At 62.4% G+C, this 20,135-nt stretch carries 22 protein-coding genes; 12 read left to right on the top strand and 10 right to left on the bottom strand.

Going from position 1 to position 20,135, the window contains the following annotated elements:
• Window positions 1–7: 7 nt before the first annotated feature.
• The 3 genes from rpoN to ptsN all read left to right on the top strand — a co-directional run bounded on the left by rpoN (window position 8) and on the right by ptsN (window position 2,940).
• The gene (rpoN, locus tag HPQ62_RS16750) at window positions 8–1,531 is read left to right on the top strand and encodes an RNA polymerase factor sigma-54 (RefSeq protein ID WP_174803717.1); all 1,524 of its coding nucleotides are present in this window, start codon (window positions 8–10) and stop codon (window positions 1,529–1,531) included.
• A gap of 321 nt (window positions 1,532–1,852) precedes the next feature.
• A complete protein-coding gene (hpf, locus tag HPQ62_RS16745) occupies window positions 1,853–2,422 on the top strand; it encodes a ribosome hibernation-promoting factor, HPF/YfiA family (RefSeq protein WP_174803716.1) in 570 nt (189 codons plus the stop codon).
• 53 nt (window positions 2,423–2,475) lie between these two features.
• Entirely contained in the window at window positions 2,476–2,940 is a 465-nt protein-coding gene (gene ptsN, locus HPQ62_RS16740; RefSeq protein ID WP_174803715.1) for a PTS IIA-like nitrogen regulatory protein PtsN, read from the top strand.
• A 26-nt stretch (window positions 2,941–2,966) separates the two neighbouring features.
• Here the strand turns inward: ptsN and HPQ62_RS16735 are convergent, their stop codons facing one another.
• Window positions 2,967–3,788: an oxidoreductase gene (locus HPQ62_RS16735; RefSeq protein ID WP_174803714.1), complete on the bottom strand. Its 822-nt coding sequence runs from the start codon at window positions 3,786–3,788 to the stop codon at window positions 2,967–2,969.
• 74 nt (window positions 3,789–3,862) lie between these two features.
• Between HPQ62_RS16735 and HPQ62_RS16730 the strand changes: the two genes are divergently transcribed.
• Window positions 3,863–4,786, top strand: coding sequence for an AraC family transcriptional regulator (locus HPQ62_RS16730; RefSeq protein WP_174803713.1), 924 nt, complete (start codon window positions 3,863–3,865; stop codon window positions 4,784–4,786).
• A gap of 77 nt (window positions 4,787–4,863) precedes the next feature.
• Here HPQ62_RS16730 and grpE read toward each other — a convergent pair whose 3' ends face one another.
• Complete coding sequence (grpE, locus tag HPQ62_RS16725) at window positions 4,864–5,487, bottom strand: nucleotide exchange factor GrpE (RefSeq protein ID WP_174803712.1); 624 nt, start codon at window positions 5,485–5,487, stop codon at window positions 4,864–4,866.
• 77 nt (window positions 5,488–5,564) lie between these two features.
• Window positions 5,565–6,653 carry a heat-inducible transcriptional repressor HrcA gene (hrcA, locus tag HPQ62_RS16720; RefSeq protein ID WP_174803711.1) on the bottom strand — a complete coding sequence of 363 codons (1,089 nt, stop codon included), beginning with the start codon at window positions 6,651–6,653 and terminating at the stop codon, window positions 5,565–5,567.
• Between the two features lie 152 nt (window positions 6,654–6,805).
• Here hrcA and rph point away from each other — a divergent pair, with 152 nt between their 5' ends.
• The 5 genes from rph to HPQ62_RS16695 all read left to right on the top strand — a co-directional run bounded on the left by rph (window position 6,806) and on the right by HPQ62_RS16695 (window position 10,302).
• Window positions 6,806–7,528, top strand: a complete 723-nt coding sequence (rph, locus tag HPQ62_RS16715) for a ribonuclease PH (protein WP_174803710.1) — start codon at window positions 6,806–6,808, stop codon at window positions 7,526–7,528.
• Between the two features lie 4 nt (window positions 7,529–7,532).
• Window positions 7,533–7,946: a VOC family protein gene (locus HPQ62_RS16710; RefSeq protein WP_174803709.1), complete on the top strand. Its 414-nt coding sequence runs from the start codon at window positions 7,533–7,535 to the stop codon at window positions 7,944–7,946.
• Window positions 7,947–8,046: 100 nt separating this feature from the next.
• Complete coding sequence (rdgB, locus tag HPQ62_RS16705; protein WP_174803708.1) at window positions 8,047–8,691, top strand: RdgB/HAM1 family non-canonical purine NTP pyrophosphatase; 645 nt, start codon at window positions 8,047–8,049, stop codon at window positions 8,689–8,691.
• Window positions 8,692–8,699: 8 nt separating this feature from the next.
• Entirely contained in the window at window positions 8,700–9,863 is a 1,164-nt protein-coding gene (gene hemW, locus HPQ62_RS16700; protein WP_174803707.1) for a radical SAM family heme chaperone HemW, read from the top strand.
• A gap of 91 nt (window positions 9,864–9,954) precedes the next feature.
• Window positions 9,955–10,302: a hypothetical protein gene (locus HPQ62_RS16695; RefSeq protein WP_174803706.1), complete on the top strand. Its 348-nt coding sequence runs from the start codon at window positions 9,955–9,957 to the stop codon at window positions 10,300–10,302.
• 122 nt (window positions 10,303–10,424) lie between these two features.
• Here the strand turns inward: HPQ62_RS16695 and mnmA are convergent, their stop codons facing one another.
• From mnmA to wrbA, 4 genes are all read right to left on the bottom strand, one after another.
• Complete coding sequence (gene mnmA / locus HPQ62_RS16690) at window positions 10,425–11,618, bottom strand: tRNA 2-thiouridine(34) synthase MnmA (protein ID WP_174803705.1); 1,194 nt, start codon at window positions 11,616–11,618, stop codon at window positions 10,425–10,427.
• Window positions 11,619–11,732: 114 nt separating this feature from the next.
• Window positions 11,733–12,599: an N-acetylmuramoyl-L-alanine amidase gene (locus HPQ62_RS16685; protein ID WP_174803704.1), complete on the bottom strand. Its 867-nt coding sequence runs from the start codon at window positions 12,597–12,599 to the stop codon at window positions 11,733–11,735.
• 110 nt (window positions 12,600–12,709) lie between these two features.
• Complete coding sequence (locus tag HPQ62_RS16680) at window positions 12,710–13,558, bottom strand: PA3715 family protein (protein ID WP_174803703.1); 849 nt, start codon at window positions 13,556–13,558, stop codon at window positions 12,710–12,712.
• 144 nt (window positions 13,559–13,702) lie between these two features.
• Window positions 13,703–14,302, bottom strand: coding sequence for an NAD(P)H:quinone oxidoreductase type IV (gene wrbA, locus HPQ62_RS16675; protein ID WP_174803702.1), 600 nt, complete (start codon window positions 14,300–14,302; stop codon window positions 13,703–13,705).
• A 186-nt stretch (window positions 14,303–14,488) separates the two neighbouring features.
• Between wrbA and HPQ62_RS16670 the strand changes: the two genes are divergently transcribed.
• The 3 genes from HPQ62_RS16670 (at window position 14,489) to gpt (ending at window position 16,740) form a co-directional block, all read left to right on the top strand.
• Window positions 14,489–15,223 carry a competence/damage-inducible protein A gene (locus HPQ62_RS16670; protein ID WP_174803701.1) on the top strand — a complete coding sequence of 245 codons (735 nt, stop codon included), beginning with the start codon at window positions 14,489–14,491 and terminating at the stop codon, window positions 15,221–15,223.
• Between the two features lie 87 nt (window positions 15,224–15,310).
• Complete coding sequence (locus HPQ62_RS16665) at window positions 15,311–16,153, top strand: universal stress protein (RefSeq protein WP_174803700.1); 843 nt, start codon at window positions 15,311–15,313, stop codon at window positions 16,151–16,153.
• Between the two features lie 86 nt (window positions 16,154–16,239).
• On the top strand, window positions 16,240–16,740 hold the full coding sequence (gene gpt / locus HPQ62_RS16660; protein ID WP_174803699.1) for a xanthine phosphoribosyltransferase: 501 nt from the start codon (window positions 16,240–16,242) through the stop codon (window positions 16,738–16,740).
• 108 nt (window positions 16,741–16,848) lie between these two features.
• On the opposite strand, the gene HPQ62_RS16655 is transcribed toward gpt, so the two are convergent.
• The 3 genes from HPQ62_RS16655 to HPQ62_RS16645 all read right to left on the bottom strand — a co-directional run bounded on the left by HPQ62_RS16655 (window position 16,849) and on the right by HPQ62_RS16645 (window position 19,950).
• Window positions 16,849–17,055, bottom strand: coding sequence for a hypothetical protein (locus HPQ62_RS16655; protein ID WP_174803698.1), 207 nt, complete (start codon window positions 17,053–17,055; stop codon window positions 16,849–16,851).
• A 175-nt stretch (window positions 17,056–17,230) separates the two neighbouring features.
• Window positions 17,231–18,547 carry a replication-associated recombination protein A gene (locus tag HPQ62_RS16650; protein ID WP_174803697.1) on the bottom strand — a complete coding sequence of 439 codons (1,317 nt, stop codon included), beginning with the start codon at window positions 18,545–18,547 and terminating at the stop codon, window positions 17,231–17,233.
• Window positions 18,544–19,950 (bottom strand): DegQ family serine endoprotease, encoded by a 1,407-nt coding sequence (locus HPQ62_RS16645; RefSeq protein ID WP_174803696.1) that lies wholly within the window; start codon window positions 19,948–19,950, stop codon window positions 18,544–18,546. Before HPQ62_RS16645 ends, HPQ62_RS16650 begins: the two co-directional genes overlap by 4 nt.
• Window positions 19,951–20,135 lie beyond the last annotated feature (185 nt).

The following is a 20,135-nucleotide window of genomic DNA, read 5'->3' as shown; positions in this document are numbered from 1 at the left end:
CGTTTCTATGGCACTCAGCGCCAATCTGTTCTTGAGGCAGAGCCAGTCTCTGGTGATGACGCCGCAACTGATGCAGTCGATTCAGCTTCTGCAGATGCCGCACGCCGAACTGTCAGCCTTCATTGCCCAGGAAGCCGAGAAGAACCCGCTGCTTGAAGTCGGCGGCGATGATGCACGGCCCGATGAGAAACCGGAAGCGCCCGAGGCCGCCGATTACGACGGCCAGGACCCGTCGAGCGACTGGTTTCGTGAAGACAGCAGATCGGGCGAAAACCTCAAGGAAAGCCTCGACAGCAATTACGACAGTGCTTTCAGCGACGACGGCCCGACGCGGCCGGATGCGCCGGAACTGATGAGCCAGTGGAAATCTATGCCCGGCGGCGGCGGCGAGGATCATGTGGACCTCGACGAATTCGTCGCCAGCAGACCCTGCCTGCGCGACCACCTGACAGACCAGATCGCCCTGACCTTCCGCGACGGCCGGGATCAGGCGATCGCCCGGCACCTGATCGACTATCTCGATGAGGCCGGCTATTTCCGGGGCGAGCCGGGGGAGATCGCAAACCGGGCGGGCATCGCGGCAGACGAAGTCGAACGGGTGCTTGCAACGCTCAAATCGCTTGACCCGCCGGGCATTTTCGCGTGCTCGCTGTCGGAGTGCCTGCGCGAGCAACTCAGCCAGCTCGGCCGTCTCGATCCGGCCATGGCGGCGCTTGTGGACAACCTCGACCTGGTGGCGCGCCGGGACTTCCAGAAGCTTAGAAAGGCCTGCGGCGTCGACGATGACGACCTCTTGGACATGGTTCAGGAACTGCGCCGGCTGAACCCCAAGCCGGCTGCGGCCTTTTCCAGCCAACCGCCCGAATCGGTGCTGCCCGACGTGATCGTGACCGAGCGGGCAAGCGGGGAATGGCAGGTGGAGCTCAACAGCGATACCCTTCCCCGCGTGCTCGTCAACCGCACCTACCTTGCAGAGGTCAAGGCATCGCACGGCATGTCGGAGGCAGACCGCACCTTTCTCAACACCTGCCTGCAGAACGCAAGCTGGCTGACCCGCAGCCTCGATCAGCGGGCGCGCACGATCATGAAGGTCGCAAGCGAGATCGTGCGGCTGCAGGATGGCTTCCTGCGCCACGGCGTAGACCATCTGCGCCCGCTCAACCTCAAGACGGTCGCCGACGCCATCAAGATGCACGAATCGACCGTCAGCCGCGTGACATCGAACAAGTTCATCCTGACGCCGCGCGGCCTGTTCGAATTGCGCTACTTCTTCACCGTCTCCATCGCCGGCGCCAACGAGGAAGAGGCCGGCCATTCCGCAGAATCCGTCCGTCACCGCATCCGGCGGCTGATCGATGGCGAAACCTGCGAAGCCGTGCTGTCGGACGACGATATCGTGCAGGCGTTGAAGGATGACGGCATTGCCCTTGCCCGCCGCACGGTCGCCAAATACCGCGAGGCGATGAACATCCCCTCCTCCGTCCAGAGGCGGCGGGAGAAACGGGCTTATGCGAAGGTCGCAGCCGGCTGAGGCTTTCCGCGCCATGAGCCGCATTGACTTCCATCACCATGAACGTTAGAGCATCCGCCGCAAAGGGGTGCGAACCTGAACCGAAACAGCTGACCGACGCTATGTCGAAGCCCTTGCGGCAAAGCCCGAGTGACTGACGACACGAAAAACGCGGTACGAATTTACGATTTTCCCGCTGGCAAACGGCTGAAAAAAGCCCAAATAGATGGTGATGACCAGTTGTCATCGCACGCCCGGTCGGGCCGATGAGCGGAGGCTCTTGGAGGAGACCGAGGCTTGGCCTACACTGGCGCGTGCAAACACAAGAAGAAGGGAAGAACCATGAGTGTTCGCGTCTCGGGCAAGCAGATGGAAGTCGGCGAGGCTTTCCGCGAAAAGATCGAAGATCAGATCGAGGAAGCCGTCACGAAATATTTCGACGGCGGCTATTCCAGCCAGGTAACGGTGGAAAAGGCCGGTGGTGGCTTCGAAGCAGATTGCAAGGTCCACCTCGACAGCGGCGCAGTTCTTCATGCAGCCGGCAAGGCTCATGACCCTCAGGCAGCCTTCGAGGCTGCGTTCGAGCGGATCGCCAAGCGTCTGCGTCGCTACAAGCGCAAGCTGAAGGATCACCACAACGGCCATGCGTCATCCGCCGAATTCGCCTATTCGGTGATGGACACGCCGGCCGAAGATGATGCCGAAGTGGCGGAGGATTACGCACCGGCGATCGTTGCGGAAGCCAAGGCCGAAGTACGCACCATGGCTGTCGCCACCGCCGTGATGGCGCTCGACATGACCGACAAGCCGCTGATGTTGTTCCGCAACCCGGACAACAAGACGCTGAACATCGTTTACCGCCGCCCGGATGGCAATATCGGCTGGATCGACACAGCCGGCATTCAGGGCTGAACCTAAACCGGCGGGCGCCGCAAGGCGTCCGCTTCACGCCAGGATACCAGGACATGGCACTCGACGACCTGCTGAAACAGGAAGCGATCATTCCCGCCCTCAAGGCCAATTCCAAGAAGCAATTGCTGCAGGAACTCGCCGCCCGGGCAGAAGCCGTGACCGGTATTCCGGAGCGTGAGATTTTCGACGTCGTCCTGCAGCGCGAGCGCCTCGGCTCGACCGGCGTGGGCAACGGCATCGCGATTCCGCATGGCAAGCTTGCAAAACTGGACCGGATCGCGGGCGTCTTCGCGCGGCTCCAGCATCCCGTCAATTTCGACGCGCTCGACGATCAGCCCGTCGATCTCGCCTTTCTGCTGCTCGCCCCAGAAGGCGCGGGTGCCGATCACCTGAAGGCATTGTCCCGCGTCGCCCGTCTGCTGCGCGATCCGGAACTCACCCGCAAGCTGCGCGCCTCCGAGACCGGCAGCGCGATTTACGCGTTCTTGAATTCTGACCCCGACACGTCGGCGGCCTGAGAACGCCGTCGCGTGCTGCAGTCAGCTCAGCCGTCAGTCGAACGGGTGAGCGTTTCCCACTCCGTCAATTCGGCCTCCATCGCGCTCAGCCTTCCCCGCACCAGCCCGAGCGCATCACTGCCCATCAGAAGCTGTGGCGGCGGATTGTCAGAGCCGACAAGCACAAGAACTGCCTTTGCCAGCTTAACGGGGTCTCCGGGCTGACGACCACTTCGCTCCTGCCGCGCCGCGCGGACAGGGTCGAACAGTGCGTCATAATCGGCAATCGAACGCTCGGTCCGGACCATCGACCGACCGGCCCAGTCGGTGCGGAACGAGCCGGGGCAAAGCGCGGTGACATGGACGCCGAACGGGGCCATCTCTGCGCGCATGACCTCCGAAATGCCCTGCAATGCGAATTTGCTGCCGCAGTAATAGGCTATGCCCGGCATGGTGATGAGCCCGCCCATCGAGGTCACATTGACGATGAAGCCGGCGCGGCGCTTGCGGAAGCGGGGCAGGAACGCTTTCGCAACAGCCACGGCGCCAAAGACGTTGACGTCAAACTGGCGCCGCATCTCGTCCAAAGAGGATTCCTCGAGCACGCCCTCGTGACCATAGCCGGCATTATTGATCAGCACATCGACCGGGCCATGCGCCTCCTCCGCGTCGCCGACGACGTCGTCAATCCGTCCGAATTCGGTGACATCGCAAAAAACCGCATGCGCCTGCGGCAGCCGCTCGACAAGGGTGCCGCGGGCTGCCTCGCTGCGCACCGTACCGATGACCCTGTGGCCGGCGTCGATCGCCGCCTCGGCGATCGCAAGCCCGAAACCGGAATTTGCGCCGGTGATGAAAAAGGTGGACATGACTGCCTCCTGAGTTGATTGGACAACGTATTGGCAGATAGTCTCAACACAGAGCATGAAACAGAGCGATTTCTATGAATGAATTGCCTGATCCTACAAACCGACCGGATAAAGCATCTATCACGGCGCTTGCCGCACGGCTCGCCTCGCAGCCGGGTTACAACGCCACGGCTCTGCCATCGGTTCGCATACTCCGCTCCGACACGATCCTCGAGGATGTGCCGGTGTTGTACCGTCCGGGCGCGGTTTTCGTGCTGCAGGGCGCCAAGCAGGGTTTTCTCGATGGGAATGTCTATCGCTACGATGCCGATCATTATCTGACCGTGGCCGTGCCTGTACCCTTCAGGATGGCCTCTCAGGCAACGCCAGAAGCACCGCTTCTCGCCATCTATCTTGATTTCGACTTGCATCTTGCAGCAGCAATCGCGATGGAGCTGGAGGCTCATGGCATCAGGGCGGGAGCGGAGCCGGCCAGAAGCCTTGTCTCCAGCCGGATGGCGCCGGAAATCGAGGACCTGCTGCGGCGCCTTCTTCGGGCGCTATGCGATCCGATCGAGACCGCAATTCTTGGGGAGGCGCTGTTGCGGGAATTGCACTACCGCATCCTGACCGGACCGCAGGGCGGCAGCATGGTCGCAGCGCTTGTCCAGCGCGGGCCGGCCGGGAAAATCGTGCGCAGCCTCGTTTCCATCCGCGCCGACTACGCCGCCCCGCTGTCCGTACCGGAGCTCGCAGCGGCAGCCGGCATGAGCGTTGCGTCCTACCACGCCCATTTCAGGGCGCTCACCGGCAGCACGCCGATCCAATACGTCAAATCCTTGAGGTTGCACGAGGCACGTTTGATGCTTGCGCGCAGGAAGGGTCCGGTCTCCGCCATTGCCACCGCGGTGGGCTACGCCAGCGCAGCCCAGTTCAGCCGCGAATTCCGTCGCCATTTCGGCCGCAGCGCGACCGAAGAGGCACAATGGATGCGCGAGCATCTTGGCGAAGCGTTCTGAACGCGTGTCGCACAGAAAAACCCCGCAGCCTTCTGCGGGGTTCGGTTATCTGGAACGGCTACCGGCGTTCGCAGGTATTATTCGGGCTTTTCGGCGTCGGCTGGCTGTTCCGCCTTGGGACCGCCCTTGGATACACCAACCATGGCCGGGCGCAGCACGCGCTCGCCGATCATGTAGCCGGACTGGACGACCTGGACCACCGTGTTGGACGGGATTTCCGGGTTCGGGATTTCGAACATCGCCTGATGGATGTTCGGGTCGAAACGCTGGCCCTCGGCCTCGATCTTCTTGACGCCGTGGCGCTCAAGCCCGGTCAGCATCGAACGCTCGGTCATTTCGACGCCTTCGATGAAGCCCTTGATCTCCTCGGTCCGCTTGTCTTCCGGAATGGCATCGAGCGCACGGCGCAGATTGTCGGACACGCTCAGCATGTCGCGGGCAAAGGCTGTCACGGCATAGGCCTTGGCATCCTTCACGTCGCGCGCGGTGCGGCGGCGCAGGTTTTCCATTTCGGCCGCAAGGCGCAGAAGCTGATCGCGCTGCTTCTCGTTCTCGGCCTTGAGGATGTCCAGCGGATCGGGCTCGGCTGCAGCTTCCTCGGCGATATCCTCGGCGACGGCGGCATCCATCTCGGCCTGGAGATCGAGTACCGTTTCATTGATGTTTTCGTCAGTTCCGTTTTTCTTGGTCTCGTCGGTCATGACGTCTCCGCAGATTGAATTCCGTTTGTGAGTGGCCCCGATATCGAGGTTAAGCATCGAAAAATCAAGGGCTGATGTCAGCGCGCGCCCGAAAGCCGCGAAAGCAGATGGGCGGTATAATCGACCATCGGCACGACCTTGGCGTAGTTGAGCCGCGTCGGGCCGATCACGCCGACGGCGCCGACGACCTGATTGTCGCTGTCCCGGTAGGGCGCGACGACCAGCGAGGAACCCGAAAGCGAGAACAGCTTGTTCTCCGAGCCGATGAAGATCCGCACGCCAGAACCGTTTTCGGCAAGGCTGATCAGCTCGATCAGGCTGTCCTTCTTTTCCAGATCGTCAAACAGCATCCTGAGCCGGTCTATATCGGCCGCGTCGGCGACCCCCTCCAGCAGATTGGCGCGCCCGCGCACGATGAGACGCCCGGGATTGCCCTCCTCGCTGCTGCCCGACCACACCGCAAGCCCGCGCCCGACAAGATCCTGCGAGAGCTGGTCAAGCTCGCGGCGGACACGGTCCTTCAACCGTGTCAGCACCGATTTGAGCTCCGGCAGCGTCTGGCCGTTGAGATGGGCGTTCAGGAAATTCGCCGCTGCCGTCAGTTGCGAGGATGTCGTGCCTGCCGGCAGATCGATGATCCGGTTTTCGACCTGGTTATGGTCGCCGACGAGCACTGCCAGCGCCTTGGTCGGCTCCAGCCGGATGAACTCGACATGCTTCAGCACGGTGTCGCTCTTCGACGTCATCACCAGGCCTGCGCCCCGCGACATGCCGGAGAGCATCTGGCTTGCCTCGTCGAGCAGCGTTTCGACCGGCTGGCCGCGACCGATGCCGCCGATCTGCCGCTCGATCTCGGCCCGCTCGCCCTCGGCAAGGTCGCCGATCTGCATATAGGCATCGACGAAGAAGCGCAGACCGCTTTCGGTGGGCAAACGGCCGGCGCTGATATGGGGCGCGTAAATCAGGCCCAGCTCTTCCAGATCGCTCATCACATTGCGCACGGAGGCCGGCGACAGCGACATCGGCAGAAGCCGCGACAGATTGCGCGAGCCGAGCGGCTCGCCGCTTTCCAGATAGGTTTCGACAATGCGCCGGAAAACCTCGCGCGAACGGTCATCGAGCGAGATGCCGGACGTATCGTTTTTTTGTCTGCGGTCTGAGGTCATACGCTCTTTTGCCGGGAGGTGAACACGCTATGATCTTAATATAGTGCGAAGCCGCTGCCACGCAATTGAGCGATCGTCATCCACCGTTTTTCTTTGCAAAACCGGGCGCATCCTCGTAGAACGCGGCCAAAAGCAACCGGAAGGAAAAAGCCATGCGGCCATCAGGCAGACAACTCAACCAGATGCGCAACGTTTCGTTCGAACGCGGCTATTCCAAGCACGCCGAAGGCTCCTGCCTGGTGAAGTTCGGTGATACCCACGTGCTGTGCACGGCGTCGCTCGAAGAACGCGTCCCGCCATGGCTGCGCAATGGCGGCAAGGGCTGGGTGACGGCGGAATACGGCATGCTGCCGCGCGCCACGGGCGAGCGCATGCGCCGCGAGGCCTCTGCCGGCAAGCAGGGCGGCCGCACGCTCGAGATCCAGCGCCTGATCGGCCGCTCGCTGCGCGCCGTCGTCGATCTCGAAGCGCTCGGCGAACGCCAGATCAGCGTCGACTGCGATGTGATCCAGGCCGATGGCGGCACCCGCACCGCCTCCATCACCGGCGCCTGGATTGCGCTCCACGACTGCCTGAAGTGGATGGAAGCCCGCAACATGGTAAAGCCCGGCAAGGTCCTGAAGGATCATGTTGCGGCGATCTCCTGCGGCATCTTCGCCGCTCAGCCGGTCATCGACCTCGATTATCTGGAAGATTCGTCCGCCGAGACCGACGCCAACTTCGTCATGACCGGCACTGGCGGCATCGTCGAAATCCAGGGCACGGCCGAAGGCAAGCCGTTCAGCCAGGACGAATTCCTCACGCTGATGGATCTCGCCCGCAACGGCATTGCCGAGCTTGTGGAACTGCAGAAGAAGACCGTCGGGGAGGCCTGAGCCGATGTCGGGCCCGATCGCCGCCGTTCTCGAAACCGCGCTCTACGTCGATGACCTCGATGCGGCCGAGGCTTTCTACAACGGCGTCCTCGGGCTTGAGATCATCAGCCGCTCCGGAAACAGGCATATCTTCCTGCGCTGCGGCAATGGCGTGCTGCTGATCTTCAATCCGGACGAGACCGGGAAGCCTGCGCCTGACGGCGCGCTTCCTGTGCCAACCCATGGGACCCGCGGACCGGGACATGCCTGCTTCCGGCTGGCCGGTGACGATCTTGCGGCCATGGCAGAGCGCCTTTCGGCACACGGCATCGCGATCGAGGCTGACTTTCGCTGGCCGAGCGAGGCCCGCTCGATCTATATCCGCGACCCTGCCGGCAACAGCATCGAGTTCGCGGAAGGCAAGCTCTGGGGGCTTTAGCGCCGAGCGATTTGCTCCCATCGATCACGCCCCTGAGGGAAAGATCGAATGGGGGTTTCAGCGGCTGACACAAGAACGATAGCGACCATCAGGACCTCACATGCGCAAACTTGACACCAAGACCATCGTCGTCGCCAGCCACAATGCCGGCAAGATTTCGGAGATTGCCGAGCTCATCGGGCCGTTCGGCTTTTCGGCGAAATCGGCGAAGGAGCTGGATTTCGACGTGCCGGAAGAGACCGGAACGACGTTCGAGGAAAACGCAGCCATCAAGGCGCTCGCATCGGCGAAACAGTCCGGACTGCCCGCTCTGGCGGACGATTCCGGCATCGTTGTCGATGCGCTGGACGGCGCGCCGGGCGTCTACACCGCCGACTGGGCGGAAAAGCCGGATGGCAGCCGCGATTTCATGATGGCTATGGAAAAGGTCGAAAAGGCGCTCGCGGAAAAGGGCGCGACCGATCCGAAGGATCGCACCGCCCGCTTCGTCTCCGTCATCTGCCTTGCCTGGCCCGATGGCCATACCGAGACGTTCCGCGGCGAGGTCGAGGGCACGCTGGTCTGGCCGCCGCGCGGCGACAAGGGCCACGGCTATGACCCGGTGTTCATGCCGGAAGATTATGGCCGCACCTTCGGCGAGATGGAAACGCAGGAAAAGAATGAAGGTCGCCCGGAAGATGGCGGCGCGCTGTCTCACCGCGCCCGCGCCTTCAAGCTGTTTGTCGAGAAGGGGCTCGACCGCTGACGGACGCGATGGCCCCGAGACGCGACGACGGTGAACCCGGCTTCGGCGTCTATCTGCACTGGCCGTTCTGCGCGGCCAAATGCCCCTATTGCGACTTCAACAGCCATGTCCGCCACCAGCCGGTCGACCAGCAGCGATTCCAGGCAGCGTTTGCGCGTGAGATCGCGCATATGCGCGCCCTTTCCGGTCCGCGGAGCGTGACCAGCATCTTCATCGGCGGCGGCACGCCCTCGTTGATGGCGCCCGAAACGCTCGGCGGCATTCTCGATGCAGTGGCAGGCGCATGGCATGTTCCGGACGGCATCGAGGTGACGCTGGAGGCCAATCCTTCAAGCGTTGAGGCGACACGGTTTCGCGGCTACCGCGCCGTAGGCGTCAACCGTGTCTCCATGGGCGTTCAGGCGCTCGACGACCGGCAATTGCGCTTTCTGGGCAGGCTCCACAATGTCGAACAGGCGCTGGGCGCGATCAGGCTTGCACGCGAAATTTTCCCGCGCATGTCCTTCGATCTGATCTATGCCCGTCCCGGCCAGACCGCTGCGGAATGGGACGCCGAGCTCAACCGCGCCATCGATCTGGCCGCCGATCATCTGTCGCTCTACCAGCTCACGATCGAGGAAGGCACGCCGTTTTACGCGCTGCACAAGGCCGGAAAGCTGACCGTTCCGGACGAGGATGTGGCGGCTGAACTCTACGAGATAACCCAGGCCGTGACCGCAGAGCGCGGACTGCCTGCCTATGAGGTATCGAACCATGCCCGGCCGGGTGCCGAAAGCCGGCACAACCTGACCTATTGGCGCTACGGCGATTATGCAGGCATCGGTCCGGGCGCCCATGGCAGGCTCGCGGCGGGCGGCGGCAAGATCGCGACCGCAGCCGAGCGGCATCCCGAAACCTGGCTATCGATGGTGGAAGCAGCCGGCAACGGCATCGCCGAACAGACGGATCTCGCGCCGGAAGAACAGGCCGACGAATTGTTGCTGATGGGTTTGCGCGTGGTCGAGGGCGTGGACATCGCCCGCTGGTCGGCGCTTGCCGGCAAGCCGCTCGACACAGAGCGCGAAGCCTTCCTCATCGATCTCGGGCTTGTCGAGCGCATCGGCAACCATCGGCTGAGGGCAACCCCTTCCGGGATGCTTGTGCTCAACAGGGTCGTCGCCGAGCTCTCCTGATCGACAATGGCGCGGATAAGTGAGATATCAGGAACCGCGGACCGCCGGTTGCGTTTCTCTTCTGCGTTCTGCGTCGAAAGGAAGTTCGAGAATGTCCACCGCATCCTATACCCACCGCAAGGTCCGCGATCGTGTGAGTGCCGCCCTCTGCGTCATCTTCGCGCTCTACATGGGCTATCTTGCCCACCGTGACGGCGTGGCGCTCGCCCCTTCCATCTTCTACGGCCTGATCGCCTTCGTGCTGCTTGCCATCGTGCTGATGGTGCTGCGCAGCTTTGTCTACGCCCTCATCCTCGCCGCATTGATCGTCTGGCTTGCATCCTATCTCGGCTTCGACTGGGCGGATCGCCTGATCCGCTACGTGCACCAGCTTGCAACCTTCGGCTATCAGGAATCCCAGAAATTGTTCATGGAAGCCAAGAAGCCGATCACGACCTGAGCCCGCGCGCTGGAATACACGCGCGCACCTCCCGTCGGCCATCAGGCCGCCAGCGACCACATTTGGATCTGATTTGACATGAGCCGGCCGATACCGCCTGGGTATCGGCCGTTTCGATGAGATCAGGCAGCGCGCTCGCCCATCAGCGTCTTCAGCGCCGCCTCGGCGTCTGGCGAACGCTCGGAGCGATCGATGAAGCCGCCGCCATAGACGCGCGCTTCATTGCCCGGCCCGTCGTACAGCACGCAGGCTTGGCCGCTTGCGATCCCCGCCTCGCCTTCCGTCAGGTCGACATAGACGCCGGTCCCGTCGGCATGGAGCACCACCGGCAGCGGAGGGCGGGTGGAGCGAACCTTTGCAAAGCAATCGAAGCCCCCTGCCGCTTCCTCGCCGAGCGCACGATCGCCCAGCCAGTTGACGTCGCGCAGATAGATGCGGCGCGTTTCCAGCGCCTCGCGCGGGCCGACGACGACGCGGCGCGAGCGGGCATCGAGATAGACCACATAGAGCGGCTCGCCCGTGGCAACGCCGAGGCCCTTGCGCTGGCCGATCGTATAACGGACGATGCCTTCATGGCGGCCGAGAACGCGGCCATCCAGATGCACGATATCGCCCGCAAGCTCCGCATTCGGCTTCAGCTTGGCAATCACGTCGGAATATTTGCCCTGCGGCACGAAACAGATGTCCTGGCTGTCGGGCTTGTCGGCAACGATCAGCCCCATCTCTTCCGCCAGCCTGCGGGTCTCGGCCTTCGAAAGGCCGCCCAGCGGAAAGCGCAGGAAATCGATCTGCTCCTGCGTCGTCGCAAACAGGAAGTAGCTCTGGTCGCGCTCGGCATCGACGGGGCGGTAGAGCGCCCGGCGCATGGGATTGTCCTCAGACGGATTGGCTGCTGAGCGAATGTAATGGCCGGTCGCCAGCGCATCGGCGCCAAGTTCGCGCGCGGTCGTCAACAGATCGGCAAACTTGACCGTCTGGTTGCAGGCAACGCAGGGGATCGGGGTTTCACCGGCGATATAGGCTTCGGCGAACGGGTTGATCACCGTTTCGCGGAACCGCGCCTCGTAATCCAGCACGTAATGGGGAATACCGAGACGCTCGCTGACGCGGCGCGCGTCGTCGATATCCTGCCCAGCACAGCAGGAGCCCGCGCGGTGCACGGCGGCGCCGTGGTCGTAGAGCTGAAGGGTGATGCCGAGGACATCATAGCCCTCGCGCGCAAGCAGCCCGGCAACAACCGAGCTGTCGACGCCGCCGGACATCGCCACCACAACGCGCGTGTCCGCCGGCTTCTTGTCAAAACCGAGTGTGTTCATGATCCGCCAGTCCAGTTCAAGGTTGGATGTGGAGCCCTATAATGCGCGCTGATATAGAGGCCTTGGGCCAAAGACGCAAGAAATCCCTTGTGGGAAGGCCCTCGTGTACAGGCCTCAGGCCGTGAACTTCGGCGCGATATAGGCCGCATGCACCCAGCCGGTGATAGACCCCTCCTCGCCATCGCCACGCTCGGGCGCGACGAAGGCCCAGTCGCCCTCACGCTTCAGGAGCTTCAGCCGCGTGCCGCGCAAGAGCACGCCCGGCGGCACGATCTTCTCGTAGCCGGTCCCCGGCCCGCCGCGCAGGTTGAGCCTGCCCGCGGTGACCACATGGACCTCCTCCCGATCGGCAGCCTCACCCATGAGCCCCCGAAACCGCTCCATGGGAAAGGCAGGACCGGGATCGGTTTTCCAGCCGCGCGTGTCGATCTCCTCATGGCTGACGATCGCCGCGATCGGATAGGCGGCGATCAGCGCCTGCACGATATCAAGGCCCATCGCGATCTGCGCTTCGGGATAGAGCGGCCAGGCAAAGGCGCCCGAGCCGACCCGGCCGTGCGGGGCGAGCGTATAGCCACCGGCCTTGTTCAGCGCCCGGGCGTTCATGCGTTTGCCGTAGGCATCGATATAATCGCCCAGACCGTTCGGCTTCATCCAGCCGGCATTGACGAATTCGATGCCGATGGAATGGCTGTTGAGGCCCTGCAATTCGCCATAGCGCGAGGGACCGGCATGCCAGGCCGTGCGATCGAAGCCGGCGATCTGCCAGGCCGTGCCGTCGCGATCGACCACCACATGCGCGCTGGAGCGGGTGTTGATGGTTCCGCCCGCCGTCCCCATCAGCCAGTCGCGGCTCGCCTTCCCGTTCCAGCCGGTGGTGTAGTGCAGCACTATGACGACCGGCGGTTTCTCGCGTCGGGCGCCGAGGTTGGAGGATTGGCCATACCAGAGACCGGGGATCTTGTGATTTTCGATGCGCATGGCGGCTGCCCTTCGATGCGGTTGCGATAACCGGAATCGTAAGGGCGGCGCTTTCGCCGGGCATGGGCGGGGAAAAACGGGGAAGACCGCGCCGGCAGCGCGGGCCTTTCTCAATAACCCCGCATGTCGGAGGGAATGGCGTAATGCGCGCCATCATAGCTCAAGGCCTGGCGCGTCTTGTTGACCTCGGTATAGACATCGATGCAGGTCTCGCTTTCATCGAACTTCATCTCTGTCAGGCTCGTGACCGTGGTGACGACGAGATCGTAAAAGCCGGAATGGATATCCTTGCCGATGGCAATCGTGCGTTTGCGATCATCGGCGTAGCCTTCGCAATCCCCGAGAGTTTCTCCCTTCGCCTGTTCAACGGCCAGGGGTTCGAGCACCTGTTTCAGCACGTCGCCATCCATCACGAACAGCGACAGCGCGGTCATCGCGAACGGATTGCTCTTCGCGCTTCCCAGATAATATTTCCGGATCCCGAATGCCGTGTGGTCCTCAGAGAGACGATAAAGCGCGGTGTCGAAGGCCATGCGCTCGAATGCGATCGCATCGGAGGACAGTGCGTCCTTGAGCCGCAACCGGCTTGCAATCGCATTCGTCCGGCGATCGAACACGAGAAGCTCGAGATCGCCGCGCTGGTAGTCGGCTGAAGCCTCCGTCGTCAGCGGCACCGCGACAAGGATCAGATCCGGCTTGCTCGGCCAGATCTTGCAGAGGATCCACCAGGCCCTGTTATCGGGAGAGTTGACTTCGGCCACAGCGACATTCGCGCCGCCGACATCAACCGAACCATCCGCAGCCTGCTTGGCGTCTGGATAGGCGAGACTTACGATCTCGCGGTCCGTCAGGCCGCATGATCCGTCTTCGGCAAGGGACGGACTGGCAAGGAGCACGCCGAGCGAGAAGACGCTTACGAACAGGAAAAAAAGATATTCAAGAGCGCCGTGTCGCCCCATGGTCACTTCCCCGCAAAATACCGATCATGCGGTTTCGTCACCGCACCCACAGGCAGGGGACTATAGCTGCGTTCGGGGTGATGCACACGGCAAAAAGCGCAACCGGGGGCCGCGCTTTCTGGTTCAGTCAGAAAATCTGATGCCTTATGCCGCCGTCTTTGCAGCGATCTTGGCAACGTGCTCACCCTGGTAGCGGGCAGCCGACAGTTCGATTTCGGACGGCATGCGCGAACCATCGCCATCGGTGATGGTGGACGCGCCGTAGGGCGAACCGCCCTTGACTTCCTCAACGCCCATCTGGCCGGCGAAAGCATAAGGCAGGCCGACGACGATCATGCCGTGGTGAAGCATGGTGGGGATGAAGCCGAGAATGGTGGATTCCTGGCCGCCATGCTGGGTTGCGGTCGAGGTGAAGGCGGAGCCAACCTTGCCAACCAGCTTGCCCTGGGCCCAGAGGCCGCCGGTCTGGTCGATGAAGTTGCGCATCTGCGAGGCCATGGTGCCGTAGCGGGTGCCGCAACCGAAAATGATGGCGTCGTAATCGGCAAGTTCGTCGGCGGTCGCGATCGGGGCTTCTTGATCCATCTTGTAGCCAGAATTCTTGGCAACATCGTCCGGAACGAGCTCGGGAACGCGCTTCAGGGTAACGTCAGCGCCGGCGGCCTTCGCGCCTTCGACAACGGCCTTTGCCATGGCTTCGATGTGGCCGTAGGCGGAATAATAGAGAACGAGAACTTTAGCCATTTCAACACTCCGGTTTCGCTTGGATCTGCGTTGCAGACTGATATGGGACATCTCTGGCAATTGTCGAGTGCGCCTGCCAGAAACGCACTGTTCACAGTATCGCCCGAAAGCGTCGAAATGCAGGCTTGAACAATTGCGTGCAAGGGTCCAGTTATCCCTACCGTAACCATCACGGATCGGACCGCCATGACCACGCAACCCACCGCAGCCATGCTCGCCATCGGCGATGAACTTCTGTCCGGGCGCACCAAGGACAAGAATATCGGCTATCTTGCCGATCAGATGACCCTTGCCGCCATCGAGCTGAAGGAGGTGCGGATCGTTGCCGATGATCAGGACGCGATCGTTGCGGCGGTCAATGCGCTGAGAGAGCGCTACACCTACCTGTTCACCTCGGGCGGGATCGGCGGCACCCATGACGATATAACGGCCGATTCCGTTTCAGCGGCGTTCGGCCTTGCCTGCATCTACAATGAAGAGGCCATGGAAAGGCTTGCCGCAAGCTACGAGCGGCGCGGCATCGAATTCAACGCCTCCCGCCAGCGCATGGCGCGCATGCCGGAAGGCGCAACCCTGATCGACAATCCGGTTTCGACCGCACCCGGGTTCAAGATCGGCAATGTCTATGTGATGGCGGGCGTCCCGCAGGTTTTCCAGGCCATGCTCACAAACGTGCTTCCCACGCTCGAGGGCGGTGTGCGGATGATCTCGCAGGTGATCGACTGCTCCTTCGGCGAGGGCGATATCGGAACCCAGCTTGCCGAAATCCAGAAGGCGCATCCCGGCACGTCGATCGGCTCCTATCCGCGCTTTACCGAAACCGGCTTCAATACCCAGCTCGTGGTGCGCGGGCGCGACCAGGCCGCAGTTGATGCGGCGGGAGGCGCGATCCGCGCCATGATCGAAGCCTTGAAGCGGTAATTTTGTCGCAGCCTTCGCTTTATCCTTCGTTTCAGGGCGAGACGCGACTACATTCGGGTAAGACGCGACAAACGGGAGGACGATGCGATGAGCTACAAAACCATTCTGGCGGTGATGGAATCCCCAGCGCAGCAGGGCGGGTTTCTCGATTTCACCGTTGAAGTCGTGCGCAGTTTCGATGCGCATCTGATCGGTCTCCATGCCGAGACGGTCACGCCGACGCCGATCGTGGCCCCCATGGAGCTTCCTGATCCGGTTTCGATGCAATCGCTGCAGGATCTTGCCGAAAGGCGCAGCGCCGAGCTGGAGCACATCTTCCGCACCCGCACAGACCGCGAAGGCCTGTCCGCAGACTGGCGCAATATCGTGTCGGCCTCGGGGTTTGCCGGCAATTCGGTGATCGACAGCGCCCGCGCCGTGGATCTGATCATCGCCCCGCAGCTTGCCTCGGATGCACCCGGCGATATCCGCTCCAATTTCGAAAGCTTCCTGTTCGAGAGCGGCCGTCCGGTGCTGATGGTGCCGCATGTGGCAAAGGCTGCCAAACCCTTTTCCAAGGTGATGGTTGCCTGGAACGGCTCGCGCGAGGCGGCCCGGGCCACATTCGATGCCATGCCCTTCCTGAAAAAGGCCGACGAGGTCGAGATCTTCTCCGTCAATCCGCGCGACGGCGATGACGAGGACAGCGGTCTTTCCGGAGCCGAAATCGCGGCGACGCTTGCGCGTCACGGCATCAATGTGGTGGCCACGACCGCCCATGCCGACAAGGCGAAGGCCGGCGAGATCATCGAGAACCGGCTCTCCGACAACTCGGTCGATCTTCTGGTGATGGGCGCCTACACCCATTCCAGGCTTTGGGAATTGCTGTTCGGCGGCGTCACCCGCACCCTGCTCGGCTCGATGACAGCCGCGACACTGATGTCGCGCTGACGGACCCGAGGGGAGGCTCAGGCTTGCAAAACCGGCTGGAATGCGGCTATTAGCCCGAAATCCTTTATCGCCGTGCGGAGCCTGACATGTCCCTTCCCGAAAAAGCCTTCCCCGTTTCGTGGGACCAGTTTCACCGCGATGCCCGTGCGCTGGCCTGGCGCCTTGCCGGGCTTGAGCAGAATTTCACGTCGATCGTCTGCGTGACCCGCGGCGGCCTGGTGCCGGCCGCGATCATCTCGCGCGAGCTGGAAATCCGGCTGATCGAGACCGTCTGCATCGCGAGCTATCACGATTACACCGATCAGGGCGAAACGCTTCTTTTGAAGGGCATTTCGGAAAAGCTGATGGAAAATGGCGGCGAAGGCGTGCTGATCATCGACGATCTGACCGATACCGGCAACACCGCCCGCGAAGTGCGCGACATGATGCCGAAAGCGCATTTTGCCTGCGTCTACGCCAAGCCGAAGGGCGTTCCGCTGGTCGATACCTTCGTGACCGAAGTCAGCCAGGACACCTGGATCTACTTCCCCTGGGATATGGGCTTCACCTATCAGGAACCGATCAAGAAGGGCCCGGCGGGCAAGTAGACCGACCCGGCGCGGCACCGCCAAGGTCGCTCCTCCAAGATCCGAAAATAGCAAACGCCTGACCAGCTTCCCTTCTGGTCAGGCGTTTGCGTCGCGCGGTCGGGGGATTTACCGCTTGCGGAGACGGGGCCCTTCCGACGGGGCGAGGTAGTGGGTCAGCAGCGGACCTGCGACCCAGGCAATCAACAGCATTGCCGGAAGAAGGAACATGCGTGCGTCATAGAGAGGCTGGACGGCGAGGATGATACCGACGACCGCTGCGCAGCAGATGGCGATGACGAGATAGGCAAGAACGCGTACGGGGAAGTTTTCCATTTCTGCTCTCCATTCGATTTGCATGGTAAACGCAATGTGAATGAAAAGTGTTCCCGTCATTCGTGTATTTTGCCTCCGGAATTTGCGTCCCGAACAGCACCGCTTTCAGGCGCTGCGCCTTACGGCGGTGCCTTGTCTGACTGGACCGGGATAGAACCCACCGAATGCCTGGCGATCAACTGTCGCCGCCGCGTTCGCGCCGCAGCTTGTCCCACCATTGCAGGCGTTTGTTGATCTCGCGCTCGAACCCTCGATCCGGCGGGTTGTAGAATTTCTGGCGGCCCATTTCGGTCGGGAAGTAATCCTGCCCCGAAAATGCATCGGGCTGATCATGGTCGTAGCGATAGCCATCGCCATAACCTTCCGACTTCATCAGCTTGGTCGGCGCGTTCAGGATATGCTTGGGGGGCAGCAGCGAGCCGTGCTCCTTGGCCGCGCGCATCGCCGCCTTGTAGGCGGTGTAGACGCCGTTCGATTTCGGCGCGGTGGCGAGGTAGACGCAGGCCTCCGCCAGGGCCAGCTCGCCTTCCGGCGACCCCAGGAAATCATAGGCATCCTTGGCGGCATTGGCCACGACGAGGGCCTGCGGATCGGCAAGGCCGATATCCTCGCTTGCCATGCGCACCAGCCTGCGCCCCAGAAACAGCGGATCCTCGCCGGCATCGAACATGCGGGCAAGATAATAAAGCGCTGCATCGGGATCTGAGCCGCGGACCGCCTTGTGCAGCGCAGAGATCAGATTGTAATGCCCGTCCTGGCCCTTGTCATAGATCGGCGCCCGGCGCTGGACGATGTTGAGCAGGCTTTGAGGATCGAGAACCTCGCCTTCGCGCGCTGCGCGCCAGACTTCCTCGGCAAGCGTGAGCACCGCGCGGCCATCGCCATCGGCCATCATCAGCAAGGTCTGGCGGGCATTGTCATCAAGCGGCAGCGCCCTGCCCTCCGTTTCCTCCGCCCGCTTCAGCAATTCAGCGAGGCTTTCGCCATCATGCGAGCGGAAAGTCAGGACGCGTGCCCGCGACAGAAGGGCGGCATTGAGCTCAAAGGACGGATTTTCGGTGGTGGCGCCGACGAGGATGATCGTGCCGTCCTCCATCACCGGCAGGAAACTGTCCTGCTGGGCGCGGTTGAAACGGTGGATCTCGTCCACGAACAGCAGGGTCTGGCGGCCGTTCATCCGGCGTGCGCGCGCGCTTTCGAACACCTTCTTCAGGTCCGCAACCCCGGAAAAGATCGCCGAGATCTGCTCGAAGGCGAGATTGGCCTCCCCCGATAGAAGCCGCGCGACCGTGGTCTTGCCGGTGCCCGGCGGCCCCCAGAAGACCATCGAACCGAGCGAGCCGGACGCAATCATCCGCGTCAGCACGCCGTCGGGGCCGGTCAGATGCGGCTGACCGGTCACCTCGCTCAGATGCTTCGGACGCAGACGATCGGCAAGCGGGCGCTTGTTTTCGACGTCCACGGGGACTTTCGGGGCAAAAAGGTCGCTCATCTGAAGATCTGGTTTATCATTCTGCCGCCGCGATTGATGGAAAGCCGCCAGTAGCCAGGCTGTTCGGCGGCCTGTTCCTCGAGCGTCGCGGTGCTGTCGATCTCGTCACCATTGACGGAAACGATCACATCGCCCGGCCTGAAGCCGATCCGGGCGGCGGGTGAACCTTCCGTGACGTCCGCAACCACCACACCAGCAGATATGTCGGGCAGGCGCAACTCCTCCACCACGCGCGGCGAGATATTTTCCACCGTCAAGCCGGCAAACGGGCTTTCGCCGGCAATCGAGCGGCTGTCGCGCGGCGGATCTTCCGGCGCAAGGTTCAACGGCATGGCGATATGGCTGGTCTTTCCGTCGCGCTCGACCGTCAGGTCTGCCGTGGCATCAAGGCCCAGCACCGTGAGGCGGTAGATCAGCGCATCGGGGTGTTCCACCGGCACATCATCGACGGCGATGATCACCGAGCCCGGCTGGAGGCCCGCCTTTTCGGCAGGGCTTCCGGGCTTCACTGCAGAAACGATCGCCCCGCGCGCCGCTTTCAGCCCCAGCGCCTCGGCCATGTCGGAGGTAACCGGTCCGAAGGTGGCGCCGACATAGGGACGCTGGAACCGGGTCTCGCCGTTTTCCGCAGCAGCAAGGAAGACCTTGACCATGTTGGCCGGAATGGCAAAGCCGATCCCGTTCGAACCGCCGCCCTTGGAAAAGATCGCCGTGTTGATGCCGATCAGCTCACCATCCATGTTCAAGAGCGCACCGCCCGAATTGCCGGGATTGATCGCGGCATCGGTCTGCAGGAAGAAGCCGAACTCGCCGTCCGTGACCGAGTTGCGGGCAAGGCCGGAAATGATGCCGCTCGTCACCGTCTGACCAACGGCGAAGGGGTTGCCGATGGCAAGCGAGAGATCACCCACCTCCACGGAATCGGAATTGCCGATCGGGATCGTCGGGAATGATTCGTCGGCATTGATCTTCAGAACGGCGAGATCGTAGCGGTCGTCCTTCAAAAGCACAGTGCAGGAAAATTCCCGTCCGTCGGACAGTGCCACCCGCACCTCGTCCGCGCCGTTGATGACGTGATTGTTGGTGATGATCGTGCCGTTGCCGTCCACGATCACGCCGGAGCCGAGCGAGGTCTGCTTTTCGGAGCGGCCGGGCATCTGCTGGCCGAAGAACTGGCCGAAGAAGGGGTCGGCGAACAGCGGCGACAGCCGCCGCGTGACCATCCGTTCGGCATAGACATTGACGACGGCAGGCGCAGTCTGTTTCACCAGCGGCGCGTAGGAAAACTGCAATTCGGCTTCGTTGCCGGGCACGACCCTATCCTTGGCGAGGCTCGGCTGCATGGTAAGTACGACGCCTGCAAGAAGCGCGGCGGCTGTCATGCGGGTAATATATGCGGTCATCAGTCACCTGTGGTATCGTGAATTATCCGGAAATGCCGGACGAGGCGAAACAATCATGCCCTGATATAGGGTGAAAAAGCGGCGAAGGCGACAAATACGCCTGCCACCGTTCTCATTCATCGCGCATTCATCGTCATCGCCGAAGATGACGGGCCGAGGATTACGCATCGAGCTACATTTTCATG

Source organism: Martelella limonii (assembly GCF_013344475.1).
GTDB lineage: Bacteria > Pseudomonadota > Alphaproteobacteria > Rhizobiales > Rhizobiaceae > Martelella > Martelella limonii.
This window is presented reverse-complemented; position numbering and strand designations above follow the sequence as displayed.